The organism is Pseudomonas sp. Tav-5-1A (assembly GCF_055755055.1).
Genome location: NZ_CM146901.1, coordinates 5,348,625 through 5,363,677 on the forward strand (window position 1 = coordinate 5,348,625; position 15,053 = coordinate 5,363,677).

Annotated in this window: 15 protein-coding genes; 9 read left to right on the top strand and 6 right to left on the bottom strand. The window is 65.9% G+C overall.

The features are described from left to right. Positions 1-90 precede the first annotated feature (90 nt). Positions 91-1,266, top strand: a complete 1,176-nt coding sequence (locus AC0J42_RS24560) for a GAF domain-containing sensor histidine kinase (protein WP_416426466.1) — start codon at positions 91-93, stop codon at positions 1,264-1,266. On the opposite strand, the gene AC0J42_RS24565 is transcribed toward AC0J42_RS24560, so the two are convergent. Continuing rightward, on the bottom strand, positions 1,263-1,748 hold the full coding sequence (locus AC0J42_RS24565; protein ID WP_416426467.1) for an SRPBCC family protein: 486 nt from the start codon (positions 1,746-1,748) through the stop codon (positions 1,263-1,265). The two genes, AC0J42_RS24560 and AC0J42_RS24565, sit on opposite strands and share 4 nt — an antisense overlap. A gap of 268 nt (positions 1,749-2,016) precedes the next feature. Here AC0J42_RS24565 and AC0J42_RS24570 point away from each other — a divergent pair, with 268 nt between their 5' ends. After that, positions 2,017-3,672 carry a phosphoethanolamine transferase gene (locus AC0J42_RS24570; protein ID WP_416426469.1) on the top strand — a complete coding sequence of 552 codons (1,656 nt, stop codon included), beginning with the start codon at positions 2,017-2,019 and terminating at the stop codon, positions 3,670-3,672. Positions 3,673-3,685: 13 nt separating this feature from the next. Here the strand turns inward: AC0J42_RS24570 and AC0J42_RS24575 are convergent, their stop codons facing one another. Beyond that, positions 3,686-4,171: a GyrI-like domain-containing protein gene (locus tag AC0J42_RS24575; RefSeq protein ID WP_473004274.1), complete on the bottom strand. Its 486-nt coding sequence runs from the start codon at positions 4,169-4,171 to the stop codon at positions 3,686-3,688. A 139-nt stretch (positions 4,172-4,310) separates the two neighbouring features. On the opposite strand from AC0J42_RS24575, the gene AC0J42_RS24580 reads away from it, so the two are divergent. Continuing rightward, the gene (locus AC0J42_RS24580; RefSeq protein ID WP_416426471.1) at positions 4,311-5,099 is read left to right on the top strand and encodes a helix-turn-helix domain-containing protein; all 789 of its coding nucleotides are present in this window, start codon (positions 4,311-4,313) and stop codon (positions 5,097-5,099) included. A 272-nt stretch (positions 5,100-5,371) separates the two neighbouring features. Here AC0J42_RS24580 and AC0J42_RS24585 read toward each other — a convergent pair whose 3' ends face one another. Continuing rightward, entirely contained in the window at positions 5,372-6,019 is a 648-nt protein-coding gene (locus tag AC0J42_RS24585; protein WP_473004276.1) for a LysE family translocator, read from the bottom strand. A 249-nt stretch (positions 6,020-6,268) separates the two neighbouring features. Between AC0J42_RS24585 and AC0J42_RS24590 the strand changes: the two genes are divergently transcribed. Further along, positions 6,269-7,336, top strand: coding sequence for an NAD(P)H-dependent flavin oxidoreductase (locus AC0J42_RS24590; RefSeq protein ID WP_473006898.1), 1,068 nt, complete (start codon positions 6,269-6,271; stop codon positions 7,334-7,336). Between the two features lie 27 nt (positions 7,337-7,363). Beyond that, the gene (locus AC0J42_RS24595; RefSeq protein ID WP_473004278.1) at positions 7,364-8,551 is read left to right on the top strand and encodes a trans-sulfuration enzyme family protein; all 1,188 of its coding nucleotides are present in this window, start codon (positions 7,364-7,366) and stop codon (positions 8,549-8,551) included. 67 nt (positions 8,552-8,618) lie between these two features. Here AC0J42_RS24595 and AC0J42_RS24600 read toward each other — a convergent pair whose 3' ends face one another. From AC0J42_RS24600 to AC0J42_RS24610, 3 genes are all read right to left on the bottom strand, one after another. Beyond that, entirely contained in the window at positions 8,619-9,245 is a 627-nt protein-coding gene (locus AC0J42_RS24600) for a DUF998 domain-containing protein (protein WP_473004279.1), read from the bottom strand. 106 nt (positions 9,246-9,351) lie between these two features. Beyond that, positions 9,352-9,606, bottom strand: a complete 255-nt coding sequence (locus AC0J42_RS24605) for a DUF2790 domain-containing protein (protein WP_416426477.1) — start codon at positions 9,604-9,606, stop codon at positions 9,352-9,354. A 213-nt stretch (positions 9,607-9,819) separates the two neighbouring features. Beyond that, entirely contained in the window at positions 9,820-10,575 is a 756-nt protein-coding gene (locus AC0J42_RS24610; protein ID WP_473004281.1) for an IclR family transcriptional regulator, read from the bottom strand. Positions 10,576-10,655: 80 nt separating this feature from the next. Between AC0J42_RS24610 and AC0J42_RS24615 the strand changes: the two genes are divergently transcribed. Genes AC0J42_RS24615 through AC0J42_RS24630 form a run of 4 tightly spaced genes read left to right on the top strand, consistent with a single transcriptional unit; the run spans position 10,656 to position 15,010 of the window. Next, positions 10,656-12,176, top strand: coding sequence for an MFS transporter (locus tag AC0J42_RS24615; protein ID WP_416426481.1), 1,521 nt, complete (start codon positions 10,656-10,658; stop codon positions 12,174-12,176). After that, complete coding sequence (locus tag AC0J42_RS24620; protein WP_473006899.1) at positions 12,167-13,204, top strand: HlyD family secretion protein; 1,038 nt, start codon at positions 12,167-12,169, stop codon at positions 13,202-13,204. The genes AC0J42_RS24615 and AC0J42_RS24620 overlap by 10 nt, the downstream gene beginning before the upstream one ends. Position 13,205: 1 nt before the next feature. Further along, positions 13,206-14,603 (top strand): efflux transporter outer membrane subunit, encoded by a 1,398-nt coding sequence (locus AC0J42_RS24625; protein WP_473004283.1) that lies wholly within the window; start codon positions 13,206-13,208, stop codon positions 14,601-14,603. After that, positions 14,600-15,010 carry a GNAT family N-acetyltransferase gene (locus AC0J42_RS24630; protein WP_473004285.1) on the top strand — a complete coding sequence of 137 codons (411 nt, stop codon included), beginning with the start codon at positions 14,600-14,602 and terminating at the stop codon, positions 15,008-15,010. Before AC0J42_RS24625 ends, AC0J42_RS24630 begins: the two co-directional genes overlap by 4 nt. Positions 15,011-15,053: the final 43 nt, after the last annotated feature.

Sequence of the window (15,053 nt, forward strand, 5' to 3'; positions counted from 1 at the left end):
CTGCTACGGTGAAAATCGCTCGACTTGCCGGCCAGACTTTGGGAAATTCAGCGCTTCCTGAGTTTTTGCTCATCTATCAGTGGAACCGCCATGGCGAATACTCTTGCTGCCGACATCGCCACCATCGGCCGCATCAAGGCCGTGCCCGCCATCCTGCAGGTGATCTGCGAGAGCACCGGCCTGCGCTTCGCCGCCGTGGCGCGGGTTACCGACAGCCACTGGACCGCGTGCGCAGTGCGCGACGACCTGGGCTTTGGCCTGGGCGTGGGCGGTGATCTGGACCTGACCACCACCCTGTGCCACGAGATCCACAGCAACCACCAGGCCATCGTCATCGACCAGGCCAGCGCCGACCCGCAGTACTGTGACCACCACACTCCGCGCCTGTACCAATTTGAGAGCTACATCTCGGTGCCGCTGTTCCGCACCGACGGCAGCTTTTTCGGCACGATTTGCGCCCTCGACCCGCGCCCGGCCAACCTGCGGCAAAGCCCCATCCAGGCCATGATGGAGTCCTTCGCCCGAGTGGTGGCGTTGCAGATGGAAAACGATGACAGCCACCAGCAGACCGAGGCGGCGCTGACCCATGAGCGGGAAATCGGCGATTTTCGCGACCAGTTCATCGCCGTGCTCGGCCATGACCTGCGCAACCCGCTGTTCGCCATCGGCGCAGGTGCCGAGCTGCTGTTGCGCAAGACCCAGGATGAAAAAAGCCGCGGCATCATCCAGCACATCCTCACCGCCGGCCAGCGCGCCGCGCAGTTGGTGGAAGACGTGCTGGACTTCGCCCGCGGGCGCCTGGGCAACGGCATCACCGTGAAGCTCGAACAGCGGCCGGATCTGGCGCAGGCCTTGGCTCATGTGGTGAATGAGGTGCAGCGAGTGCACCCGCAGCGCCGGATCGACCTGCGCATCGAGCAGGCCCTGGACGTGCGCTGCGACCGCGACCGGGTGGCGCAGTTGCTGTCGAACCTGGTGGCCAACGCCATCTACCACGGCGCCGAAGACGCCGTGGTCACGGTCAGCGCCGAGCTGCGCGAGCAGCACTTCGTGCTCAGCGTGCATAACCACGGTACGCCAATCGACGCGGCCATCATGGCCCAGCTGTTCCAGCCGTTTTCACGCCGGGCCAGCGGCTCGCCACAAAGCGGCCTGGGCCTGGGCCTGTACATCGCCAACCAGATTGCCCTGGCCCACGGTGGCCAGATGCAGGTGCACTCCAGCGCTGCGGCCGGCACCCTGTTCAGCTTCCGCATGCCGGTCTAGACCAGGCGCGACACCACCTCCACCATGCGGTCCAGGCTCTGCCCCCAACCATCGTGAAAGCCCATCTGCTCGTGGGCCTCGCGGTCGGCCGCGCTCCAGTGCAGGGCGCGGGCGGTGTAGCGGGTCTTGCCGTCGATGTCCTCCAGGCTGATGACCGCAGTCATGAACGCCCGCGCCGAGGGCACCCAGCCGGGCTTGAAGGCGTCGGTGAACACCAGGCGGTGGGGTGCGTGGATGTCCAGGAACACGCCTTCGCTGGGGTATTCAGTGCCGTCCGGGGCGCGCATTACGGTGCGGAACAGTCCGCCCACCCACAGCTGCATCTCGCACACCGGCGTGGTCATGCCGTGGGGGCCCCACCATTGGCACAGCAGGTCGGGCTCTACCCAGGCGCGAAACACCACGCTGGGCGGCGCATTGATCAGGCGGGTGATGGACAGTTCGAATTCAGCCGGCGGCGTGTCCAGGGGGTGAAGGCTCATTTTATTATTCTCCTTCGTCGGCAGGCGTTTACGCCCGGAACCGCCACTATGGCGGCAAACCCGTCAAAGGGCGAAAGCGCAATTAGGAATAATATTCCCGCTAGTAAGACCCAAGCCCGTGCGATCATCGCCAAAACAGGAGCAGCGTTGAACCGCAGCTGAATCAGCACGCATATTCACGTTTTTTTGACGGTTCGACGGCTAGATTTTCCCGCCCGCATGGGCACACGTTTTGTAACAGCACGGCAAAAGGCGAGGAGCAGTGAAGATGGTGGCAAGTCAGGGCAGACGGTTTCAGATCAGTTCAACACGGCTGGTATTGTTGTTTTCATTGGCCATGGTGCTGTTCTACAACCTGGCGACCTGGGAGGCACTGGCCAACCTGATTACCCTGGAAGGCCCCAAGCGCGTGGGCTTCTACCTGTCCTTCGGGCTGTTCCTGTGGGCCACCTTCACCCTGCTGCTGACCCTGGTGTCGTTCCGCCCGCTGCTTAAGCCGGTGATCACCATCGTGGCGCTGGCCTCGGCGGCAGCGGCGTACTTCATGAACGACTACGGCATCGCCATCGACACGGTGATGATCCAGAACGTCATCGAGACCAACCCGGCTGAAGCCAAGGCGCTGCTGAGCCCGAAAATGTTCGGCTACCTGCTGGTGCTCGGCGTCATCCCCTCGGTGCTGGTGTGGTGGCTGCCGGTGCAATACCGCCGGTTCTTCCCCGGCCTGCTGAACAAGGTGCTGGTGGCCGTGGCCTGCCTGTTGGTGGTCGCGGTGTCGGTGGGGGCGTTCTATTCCACCTACGGGCCTATTTTCCGCCAGCCGGACAAGCTCACCCACTTCATCAACCCCAGCAACTACATCTACGCGGTGACCAAGCTGGCGAAGTCGCGCTACTCGGTGAAAGAGAACGTGGTGGTGCAGCAAGTGGGCACCGATGCGGTGATGAGCGCAGCGGCCAAGGCCCAGCCGAAGAAGAACCTGATGATCTTCGTGGTCGGTGAAACCGCCCGCGCCGACCATTTCTCGCTCAACGGCTACGAACGCGAGACCAACCCGGAACTGAAGAAGCAGGACATCCTCAACTTCACCCGCGTGCACTCGTGTGGCACCTCCACCGCGGTATCGGTGCCGTGCATGTTCTCGATGTTCCCGCGCAGCGACTACAGCGACAAGAAGGGCAAGACCTACGAGGGGCTGCTGGACATCCTGCAACGTGCCGGCGTGCAGACCGTGTGGCTGGATAACAACAGCGACTGCAAGGGCACCTGCCTGCGCATCCCCAACCACGACATTCCCAAGGACCAGAAGAGCCCGTTCTGCGACGGCACCAACTGCCTGGATGAGTCGCTGCTGGTGGGCCTGCAGGACTACATCGACGGCCTGAAGGACAACGCTATCATCGTCCTGCACGCCGACGGCAGCCACGGCCCGGAATACTACGACCGCTACCCGAAGGACAAGGAAGCGTTCCAGCCAGTGTGCCGCACCAACCAGCTGGGTAGTTGCACCCACGATGAGCTGGTGAACGTGTACGACAACACCATTCTGTACACTGACTTCTTCCTGTCCAAGGTCATCGACCTGCTCAAGCAGAACCAGGACAAGTACGACACCTCGATGATCTACGTGTCGGACCACGGTGAGTCGCTGGGCGAGAACGGCATGTACCTGCACGCCGCGCCGTACAGCATTGCCCCGGAGACCCAGATCCACGTGCCCATGGTGATGTGGTTCGGCAAGGACACCCTGGCCCAGGAAGGCATCGACCGCGCCTGCCTGAAAGCCAAGCAGGACGAGGGCGACCTGAGCCACGACAACATCTTCCACTCGGTGCTGGGCATGTTCCAGATCCAGACGGGCGTGTACCAGTCGGGCCTGGACATGTTCCACGACTGCCGCCGCGCGCTCACCGCCGGGCAGTGAGCGCCACTGCCGGTCAGTCCTTGACCGGCAGCCAGATTTCCAGCCGGCCATTGCCCGTGGCCGGCTCGTAGTCATCGCTGTAGCGCTCGAACTCGGGCGCATCGGCCGCTTCCAGGCCGGAGTTGGGCAGCCACAACTGCCAGATGGCCTGGAAGGTCTGGCCCAGCCCGGATATATGCCCCTGGTGCTCGAACACCGCATAGCGCTGGGGCGCCAACTTGATCCAGCGGAAGTCCTGCGGCAGTTCCCGCTCGGTCTCCACTTCCACCCCAGCGATGTATTCGAAGCCGCCCACCCCGTCGGGGTTGCAGCACACGCCGTAGCTTTCATGGCCCAACTGGCCGGGCACCTTGCCCAGGAACGGCACGAACTCGCGCCACAGCGCCTCGATGCCGCTGGTGGTGTCCTGGGTGAAGCGGTCGGACAGGCCGGCGATGATCATCGCCCGGCCCTGCTCGTAGCGCACCGGCTCGATACCGGTGGGTTCAATGCCTGTCATGAATACCTCGCATCCTGAGTGTGCAATGACTGTAGCAGCGGCCGCGAGGCCGCGTCACAGCCCCCCACGAATCCCCCGCTTGCGGGCCAATTCCCCCTTGCGTTAACGTTCAGACCTCCCGCGCCCCGGAAAAGTCGGCATGAACCTGATCACCGAAGACTGGCACGCCGGCGCCGTGGTCGAAGCCTGCTGGGTTCGCGCCGAGGCCGCCAGCTTCCCCCGCCACACCCACGACGAATACGTGCTGGGCACCAACCTCACCGGCGTCGAGCACATCTGGCTCGACGGCCGCGCCCTGGAAGCCCCCGCCGGCGCCATCACCCTGTACAACCCGCAGGCCATGCAGGCCTCGCAGTTCAGCCCGCAGGGCGTGGAATACATCAGCCTGCACCTGGCACCCGAGGCGGTGGAACAGGTGGTGCGCGACAACAACCTGGCCGGCAGCAGCTTCGAACAGGGCGTGTTTCACCACGCCGGGCTGCAACGGGCCATCCTCGACTTCGCCCGCACCCCCGGCGCCCACCGTGCCGAGCAGGAAGAAGCCTTCATCCACCTGCTGTGCCAGTGGCTGCAGCCAGGCCCCGGCAAGGCCGGCGAACAGCATGCCAGCGTGCTGCGCAGCCTGGAATACCTGCAGGATAACCTGGGGGAGAAGGTGGACCTGGAAGTGCTGGCCGGCGTGGCCGGCCTGAGCAAGTACCACTTCGTGCGCTGCTTCAAGAAACAGACCGGGCTGGGGCCCCTGCAGTACCAGATGCAACTGCGCCTGCTGGAAGCGCGCAAACGCCTGCGGCGCCAGCAGCATTCACTGCAGATAGTGGGTGAGTTGGGGTTTTACGATCAGAGCCACTTCATCAATGCGTTTCGCAAGGTGATGGGCGTGACGCCGCAGGCCTATGCCCAGGCCTTCAAGACAAGCCGCCTGTAGCCGCTGCCGCAGGCTGCGCTGGCCTGTCTCCACACCGAAGATCTCCAGCGGGGCAAAGGGCCAGCGCAGCCTGGCGGCAGCGGCTACAGGGGGATCAGTGGCCGAAAATGTTCGACTTCTTCGCGCGTTTTTCAGCGCGTTTCTCTTCAGCGGTACGGGTTGGTTTTTTCTTCGCCGCTTTTTTCGAATCCATGCCTTTCATGCTATGCACTCCCCTGTTGGGTGGATGGTTCTAATAGGTATAACACCTGTGCCAGCGGCGTGCGGACTATTTAAACCGCCGCCTGGCCAAGGATGAACTCCTGGTAACCCGAGCCGATCACATAGGCTGCAAACCAGGCGAAAATCCCTGCGGAGGCCAGGTAGGAATAGCGCAGCAGCTTGTCCCCCAGCAGCTTGCCGCCCTGGCTGGCCGCCGTGCAGATCGCTACGCACCACAGCACACCGGCGCAGAAGAACCCCGCCAGGAACTGCCCGGCGCTCAGCAGCCCGCCGCCGCCCGAACGGGAAATCAGCGTGCCACCCACCGCCGCGAACCAGAGGATGGCGCTGGGCGAGGACATGGCCAGGAAGATGCCCCGGGCAAACTCCTTAAATCCCGAGCGGGCGGTGGCGACATCGTTGGCCTGCAAAGCGCTGTCATGGCGCCAGGCGCTGAGCAGCATCTTCACCGCGAAATACACCAGCAGCAGCGAGCCGCCCACCCACAAGCCCCAGCGCACCCAGCTGTACTGCAGCAGCACGGTCATGCCCACCAGCGCCAGGATCGCGTAGGCCAGGTCGCCGAAACAGGTGCCCAGGCCCAGCCAGAAGCCTTGCAGGTAGCCACGCTGCATGGCCAGGGTGATCATCGCGATATTGGCCACGCCAATGTCCAGGCACAGGGAAAGGCTTAACAGGAAACCGCTGGAGAACTGCATGTAACGTGTCCACAAGGCAGGTGAAAGAAGCCGCCATTGAGCCAGAAGCCTGCGCCCCGGTATTGGACAAAATTGCGCTGTGGGAGCTGGCTTGCCAGCGAGCTTTTCGGGCCCCAACAGCTCGCTGGCAAGCCAGCTCCCACAGGTGATATTCCCAGGGTTCATGTCAGTTAGTGGCGCGAGCGGGTTTATTAATAACTGCGCGGCTTCTAGGATGCTGGCATGCATACACCACTGGAGGGCCGCATCATGACGGACGCACGCACGCTGTTGGGTATCCGCACCCCCATCATCCAGGCACCCATGGCCGGCACGGCCACGCCGCAGCTGGCGGCACAGGTCAGCAATGCCGGCGGGCTGGGGTCCATTTCCATTGCCGCGGTGGATGCCGAGGCGGGGCGCACGATGATTCGCCAACTGCGCGCACTGACCGACCAGCCCTTCAACATCAACGTGTTCTGCAACCGGCCGTCGACGCCCGACAGCACGGTGGAAGGCGCCTGGCTCGAGCACCTGCAGCCGTTCTTCGCCGAATTCGGCGCCCAGGCGCCTGCCGCGTTGCATGACATCTACAGCAGCCTGTACGACGACGAAGCGCAATTGCAGGTGCTGCTGGACGAACGCCCGCCCATCGTCAGCCTGCACCTGGGCCTGCCACCGCAGGCGCGCATCGACGCGTTGAAGCAGGCCGGCATCGTGCTACTGGCCAGCGCCACGTCCTTGGAAGAAGCGTTGCGGGTGCAAGCCGCCGGGATCGACGCGGTGGTGGCCCAGGGCGCCGAGGCCGGCGGCCATCGCGGCATCTTCGACGAGCATGGCGCAGACGAGGAACTGGGCACCCGTGACCTGGTGCGCCTGTTCCGCGAGCACCTGCACATGCCGATCATCGCCGCTGGCGGCCTGATGGATGGCGCCGACATCGCCGAGGTGCTGGCCCTGGGCGCGGTGGCGGCGCAACTGGGCACCGCGTTCGTGCTGTGCCCCGAATCCGCCGCCAACCCGGCCTACCGGCAGATGCTCGGCAGCGCCCGGGCCGGGCGCACGGCGTTCACCCGGGTGATTTCCGGGCGGCCGGCACGGGGCATCGTCAACCGCTTCATGCTCGAGGTGGGCGCGCCGGGCCATCCGCCCGTGCCCGGCTTCGGCATTGCCTACAACGCGGGCAAGAAGCTGATCGAAGCCGCCGCCAAGGCAGGCTCGCCGGAGTTCGCTGCGCACTGGGCCGGCACCGGTGCCGCCAGGGCGCGCGCCTTGCCCGCCGCCGAACTGCTGGCAGCGCTGACGGACGAATACCACGCCGCGCGGTCTACTCTCTGACAGGACAACGTCTTGAAGGAGCCAGACATGGCCAAGGACACCGCGCGCACCCTGGGGATCCGCACCCTCGCCGTCCACGCCGGGCAAACGCCCGACCCGAGCACCGGCGCCGTCGCCACGCCGATCAGCACCGCCTCGGCCTATTCCTATGGTGACTTCGACACCGGCGAGCAACGCTTCAGCGGCGAGAGCCCGGGGTTCATCTACAGCCGCTTCGCCAACCCGACGGTGGCCGCGCTGGAGGGCAAGATGGCCGCGCTGGAGGGTGGCGAAAGCGCCGTGGCCTTCGCCAGCGGCATGGCGGCCATCTGCGCCAGCGTGCTGGCCCTGGTGTCCAGCGGCGACGAACTGATCCACGTCGGCACCCTGTACGGCGGCACCGAAGGGGTGATGCGTAACCTGCTGCCGCGCTTTGGCGTGCGTTCCCTGCACGTGGCCACGGTGGCCCAGCTGGAAGCGGCGATCACCCCCAAGACCCGGTTGATCTTCGCCGAAACCCCGGACAACCCCATGCTCGGCATCGTCGACCTGGCGCAGGCCGCACGCATCGCCCGCGCCCACGGCATCGTCACGGTGGCCGACAACACCTTCGCCACCCCCTGCCTGACCCAGCCGCTGAGCCTGGGCATCGACGTGGTGGTGCATTCCGCAACCAAGTTCATCGGCGGCCATGGCGATGCCACCGGCGGCGTGGTGGTGGCCAGCCGGGCGCTGGTGGAGAAGATTCGCGGCGTGGGCCTGAAGCAGTTCGGCGGTTGCCTCAGCCCCTTCGAGGCGTCATTGCTGATCCGCGGCCTGAAGACCTTGCCGCTGCGGGTGGAAGCCGCGTCGCTGAGCGCCGAGCGCATCGCCCGGCTGCTGGACGCCCACCCGGCCGTGACCACGGTGTTCTACCCTGGCCTGGACAGCCACCCCGGCCACGCCGTGGCCCGGCGGCAGATGAGCCGCTTTGGCGCGCTGATGGCCTTCGAGCTGAAGGGCGGCAAGGCCGCCGCGCGCACCTTCCTCGACAGCCTGACCCTGGTGACCCAGGCGGTTTCGCTGGGCGACACCGACTCGCTGGCCTGCCACCCCGCCTCCACCACCCACAGCGCGGTGGCCGAGGACATTCGGCGGCAATATGGGGTGACAGAAGGATTGGTGCGCTTGAGCGTGGGAATCGAAGACGTCGAGGACCTGGAACACGACATCACCCAAGCCCTGAACACCCTGTAGCAGCAGCCGCAGGCCGCGTCCCGCACCACTACGGTGCCATGGACGCGGCCTGCGGCCGCTGCTACGACTACGCTTTGCGGCGTAGCAGGACGACCGCGAAGATGGCGGTCCAGATGGCCGAGGCGAAGGTGTTCACCCGCTCGTACAGGCCGTGCCCCACGAGGTTCTTCGCCGAAATGGCCACCATCGGCAGGGTCACCAATGCCACCAGGGTGAATGCCATGGAAAGGAACGCCAGGCCACGGAAGCCTTCCAGGCGCAGGCCCAGGCGCACCCAGATGGCGCCGGCAGCGATCAGGCTCCAGGCCATGACCAGGCCGGCAATATGGTGAACCTGCTGGGCGGCCGACGGATCGTCAAGGCTGCACCCGGCATCACAGGCAAAGTCACCGGTGACAAAACTGGCCAGGCCATGCAGCACAATCAACAGGCCGCTGACACGGCCCCACGCCGATTGTGGAAATGTCTTGTAAACACCAACCCCAAACAAAATGAATAACAAACCAAGCGGAAAGTTATTAATGATCGGCGCAATAAAGTGTGTCGGCGCATCCACCGCACCCAATACACTCATGGACTGTTCAAACTGGCTGTAGTCCGGGTACAGGCTGCCCAGGATCAGCAAGGCAACTGCCAGCCAGAAAGGCGTCAGCAGGCCAGCCACATACAGCGGTTTCAAGGGAAGGGATTTCAAGCGAACACTCCGCGGGCAATAATTGGCGTGGACCTTACTACACTGGGCACGGCCACGTCACGGCCCGCTGCCCCCGCTCACTGCGCGAGGGCTCGGCGGCCAGGCATCAGTTGTTCTCGCAACCGTTGCCCATCACCCGGTATTCGATGGTGTGGCGTTCGCCCTGGTGGTCCAGGTAAGTCATCTTCGCCGGTACCACTTCGCACACGTCGGGAATCGAAGTCATGCTCACCACCTTGGCGATATCCAGGTGGGTACCGTAGGTATATTCCTGCACACTGTTATTGCTGGCAGCAGGCAAAGTGGCAGCGCCGGCAACAGTCGAGAACGCGACCAGTGCGGCAATCACAAGAGTTTTCATGGTAAAGGGCCTTTAAAGCAATCACGCTGATTGACTTCATTTGCCGGGTTGGGGCTGGAAGAAGTTGTTACACAATATTTTGAACTCATTGCGTAACACGAAGTACCTGTCACCGCTGTTTCATGTTTCAGCGGGGACATATATAGAATACAACTTCCCCAGCGGGAATAAACCTCAAGGGCTGACAAGCACTGTTGCCGAAGTTGCAATAATTCAGCCCTTGCTGTGCAGCGCGTTGCTCAGTTCGTCACGCACGCGCCCCAGCGCTTCGCGAATACGCGCCTGGTGCTGCTCGATGCGCCACGCTGGGCCCACCACGGTCATGGCGTAGTTGCCTTGGGGCGTGTCCAGCAAAGTGGCGATGCCGCCCACGCCCTGCACATGCTCCTGGCGGTCGTAGGCGAAGCCCTCGGCGCGAATCTGCGGCAGTTGCGCCAGCAGTTGCTCAAGGTCGAGGGTGGCCGGGGTCAGCTGCTCCATCTGCCCTTGCAGCAGCTCGCGCACCGCCTCATCTGTTTTACGGGCCAACAGCACCTTGCCGCCGGATGACGCGTGCATGCGCAGGAAGTTGCCTGTGCCCGGCGACACCCGCAGCTCGCTCGCCGAGACCACCGAATGCAGCAACAGCAGGTCGGCGCCACTGGCGTGCAGCAGCACCGCGGTCTCGCCGGTCAGCCGCGACAAGTCTTCCATGAACGGCCGCGCCAGCTGCGAAATGTCCACGTGGCTGTGAGTGGCCAGGCGCATCAGCGCCGGGCCCAGGCACACGCCGCCGGCGCCGCGCACTTCCAGCAGCTGCTCCAGCGCCAGGGCGTCCACCAGGCGCTGCACGGTGGAGCGCGGCAGCTCGATGCGCTTGGCGATGGCGCCCAGGCTCAGGCCCGCTGGTTCGTTCTCCAGGCAGCGCAGGATGGCCGCAGCGCGGGAGATCACCTGAATGCCGGTGCGGTCGTTGTCTGTCGTGGTCACTGGATTGCCTCTTGTATCGCTGCTCAGTACACTGTACCAATTATCGCACTCTTACTCGCTCGCGTCTCGGGAAATCTTTCGTGTCCGCACCTGCTCCTCCACCCGCCCCCACGCCGTTCGGTTGGCGCCTGGCCATCGGCCTGGTCGGCGTGCTGATCGCCGCCCTGACCTCGGGCATCAACGACCGCGCCACCGACATTGCCCTGGCCGACGTGCTGGGCGTGTTCGGCCTGGGCCACGACGAAGGCACCTGGATCAGCTCGGCCTACAGCGCCGCCGAAGTCTCGGCGATGCTGATTGCGCCGTGGCTGGCGGTGACCTTCTCGCTGCGCCGCTTCGCCATCGTCGTCACCTTGCTGTTCAGCCTGTGTGGCGCCCTGTGCCCGCTGGCGCCGAACCTGGAAAGCCTGCTCACCCTGCGCGTGCTGCAAGGGCTGGCCGGCGGCTGCCTGCCGCCGCTGCTGATGACCGTGGCGCTGCGCTTCCTGCCGTGGCACATCAAGCTGTACGGGCTGTCGGCCTACGCCCTGACCGCCACCTTCGGCCCCAACGTGGCCATGCCCCTGGCCTCGCTCTGGACCGAAAACGCCGACTGGCGCCTGCTGTTCTGGCAGATCATCCCCGCCGGCCTGGTCGGCTCGGCCTGCATTGCCTTCGGCCTGCCGCAGGACCCGTTGCGCCTGGAGCGCTTCAAGCAGCTCGACTGGCGCGGCGCCCTGCTGGGCTGCGGCGGCATCAGCATGCTGGTGGTGGCGCTGACCCAGGGTGAACGCCTGGACTGGCTGGACTCCAGCCTGATCTGCTGGCTGCTGCTGGGCGCCGCGGTGTGCCTGCCGCTGTTCCTGCTCAACGAATGGTTCCACCCGTTGCCGCTGTTCAAGCTGCAGTTGCTGGAACGGCGCAACTTCGCCTTCGGCATCACCACCCTCACCCTGTTCATGTTCGTCAGCCTGGCCGGCAGCGCCATTCCCGCCGCCTACCTGGCCGGCGTGCACGGCTACCGACCACTGCAGACCATGCCCCTGGCCCTGAGCATCGCCCTGCCGCAACTGCTGCTGGCGCCGCTGGTGGCCACGGTGATCAACCGCAACTGGGTGGACGCCCGCTACGTGATCGCTGCCGGCCTGGCCATCCTGACCGTGGCCTGCCTGGGCGGCGCGCTGCTGACCGGCGCCTGGATTCGCGACGACTTCTACTGGCTGCAAGCGCTGCACGCGGTTGGCCAGCCGATGATCGTGGTGCCGCTGCTGATGCTCGCCACCGGCGTTATCCACCCCATGGAAGGGCCGTTCGCCTCGGCCATGGTCAACACCCTGCGCGCGCTGTTCTCGGTGCTGGCCGCGGTGGCCCTGGAAAACTTCGTCACCGCCCGCGAACACCTGCACTCCAACGTGCTGCTCGACCGCCTGGGCAGCGTCCGCCAGGGCCTCGAGCCGCTGCTGGACGCCACCGGCCTGGCCCACCGCGTGCACGCCCAGGCCCTGGTGCTCACCGCCAGCGACGCGTTCCTGGCGCTGATCGCAGTGATCGCCGTGCTGCTGCTTGTCTTGCTGACCCTGCCCAAACGCGCCTATCCACCGCAACCTCCGGTATCCCCATGAAGCATAGAACCGCCATTTCGCTGATCACCGTCGCCATCTTGCTGTGCGGCACTTACGGGGCCTACCGGTTGCTGAGCCACGGCTCGCTGGAAAGCACCGACGACGCCTACATCAACGCCGACTCGGTGCTGGTGGCGCCGCGCGTGGCCGGCCAGGTCACCCAGGTGGCCGTGGCCGACAACCAGGCGGTGCGCACCGGGCAGCTGCTGGCGCAGATCGACGACCGCGACTACCTGGCCGCCCAGGCTGCGGCCACGGCCAACGTCAACGCCGCCCAGGCGCAGCTGAAGAACCTGGCCGCCGGCATCGAGCGCCAGGGCGCCGAGATCGACCAGGCCACGGCGAAAATCCGCGCCACCGCCGCCTCGCTGGCTTTCGCCCAGGCCAATGCCCAGCGCTATCGCAACCTGTCCAACGCCGGTGCCGGCACCCAGGAAGAACGGCAGAAGGCCGAGTCCGACCTGCAGGGCTGGCAAGCCGCCCGCGACCGCGACGACGCCGCCAAGGTGGCCGCGCAGAAGACCCTCGAAGTGCTCAAGGCCCAGCGCGAAGTGGCCGAGGCACAATTGGCCAAGGACCAGGCGGCGCTGCAACAGGCCAACCTCAACCTGTCGTACACGCGCATCACCGCGCCCCAGGACGGCATGGTCGGCCAGCGCTCGGTGCGCGTGGGGGCCTACGTGGCGCCCGGCAAGCCGCTGCTGGCGGTGGTGCCGTTGAAGGACGCCTACGTGGTGGCCAACTTCCGCGAGACCCAGCTGGCGCACATGCACCTGAACCAGACCGTAAGCGTGCACGTCGACAGCTTCCCCGACCGCACCTTCACCGGCCACGTCGACAGCGTGGCACCGGCCACCGGCCTGTCGTTCTCGGCCATCGCGCCGGACAACGCCACCGGCAACTTCACCAAGGTGGTGCAGCGCATTCCGGTGAAAATCATCTTCGACGCCGGCCAGCCCGAGCTGGAAAAACTGCGCGTCGGCATGTCGGTGGTCGCCAGCATCGACACCGCCCAGGAGCAGCATTGAGATGAAACGCCCCTTGCTTGCGCTGGCCATGGCCAGCCTCGGTGCCTGCAGCGTCGGCCCCGATTTCCACACGCCGCAACCACAACTGCCCGCGCAGTGGCAGCAACAGGCCCAGGCCGCCGCCGCAGTCGACAGCCAGTGGTGGCAGACCCTGGGTGACCCGCAGCTGAGTTCGCTGGTGCAGCGCGCCGCCAAGGCCAACTTCGACGTACGCGTGGCCAGCAACCGCCTGGAGCAGAGCCGTGCCATGCGCCAGGTCAGCGGCGCCGCGCAGTTGCCCGGCGTGGCCCTGGGCGCCAGCTACCAGCGCGAACGCAACAGCGCCGTCAGCCTGCTCGACCCGTCCAACCTCAGCGGCAAGGCGCCGTTCGAGCTGTGGAACAGCGCCGCCGACGCCAGCTGGGAGGTGGACCTGTGGGGCCATGTGCGCCGCGCCGTCGAGGCGGCCGACGCCGAGGTCGACCTGAGCCAGGCCCAGCGCAACGGCGTGCTGCTGAGCATCAGCGCCGAGACCGCCAGCGACTACCTCAAACTGCGCGGCGTGCAGACGCAACTGCAGGTGGCCCGGCAGAACCTCGATATCGCCAAGCGCAGCCGCGACCTGACCCAGACGCGCCTGGAAAACGGCGTGACCACCCACCTGGACACCGCCAACTCCGCGGCCCAGGTGGCCAGCATCGAGGCGCTGTTGCCCATGCTGCAGGCCCAACAGGACCGCCTGATCAACGCCCTCAGCTACCTGCTGGGCGAGGCTCCGGGTGCCCTGGCTGGCGAGCTGCAAGCGCCGAAACCGCTGCCCGCCAGCGCACCGGACGTGCCGCTGGGCCTGCCCTCGGAACTGGCCCAGCGGCGCCCCGACATCCAGGCCAGCGAAGCCGCGCTGCACCGCGCCACCGCCGCCATCGGCGTGGCCAAGGCCGACTTCTACCCGCGCATCAGCCTGGGCGCCAGCTTCGGCTTCCAGGCCCTGGACGGCTCCAACTTCGGCGCCTGGAACTCGCGCCAGTGGAGCTACGGCCCCAGCCTGTACCTGCCGATCTTCCAGGGCGGGCGCCTGACCGGCACCCTGCAACTGCGCAAGCACCAGCAGCAGGAAGCGGCGCTCAACTACCAGAAGACCGTGCTGGGCGCCTGGCATGAAGTGGACAACGCCCTCACCGACTACCGCGCCGAACAGCAGCACCATGCGGCCCTGGCCGAAGCCGTGCGGCAGAACGACATGGCCCTGAACGTGGCCCAGGAGCGCTACCGCCAGGGCGCCATCGACTTCATCAACGTGCTCAACGTGCAGCGCATTCGCCTGCAGAACCAGAGCGAGCTGGTGAACAGCACCACCCAGGTGGCGCTGGATCGCGTGCAACTGTACCGCGCCCTGGGCGGTGGTTGGCCGGCCACATGAGCATTGACTACGCGCCCCTGGCGCCAACGCTGTGGCCGTTGCTGAACAAGTTCTACCGCGAGCAGCGTTCGGCCATGCGCGGCGACAAGGCGGCCCAGGCCTGGGTGGCGCGCGACGGCGAGATCATTGCCGCGCTGAACCTGACGCCGGTGGCCGACGGCCATTGGCTGACCGGTTTGCTGGTGGCCGACGCCTGCCGCGGCCAGGGCGTGGCGCGGCGGCTGGTGACGCAGGCAGTGGCCAGCGTGGCCGGGCCGGTGTGGCTGTTCTGCGACCCGGGGCTGGCGGGGTTTTACCAGCGGCTGGGGTTTGCGCTGGCGAACGATCTGCCCCAGGTGCTGGCGGAACGGTTGGTGCGCTACCAGCGCAACAAGGCGTTGATCGCGATGACCACGCCGGCCCCGTGACGCGGCCTGGCGGCCGCTGCTACGCTGTGGGGATCGTCTTTTC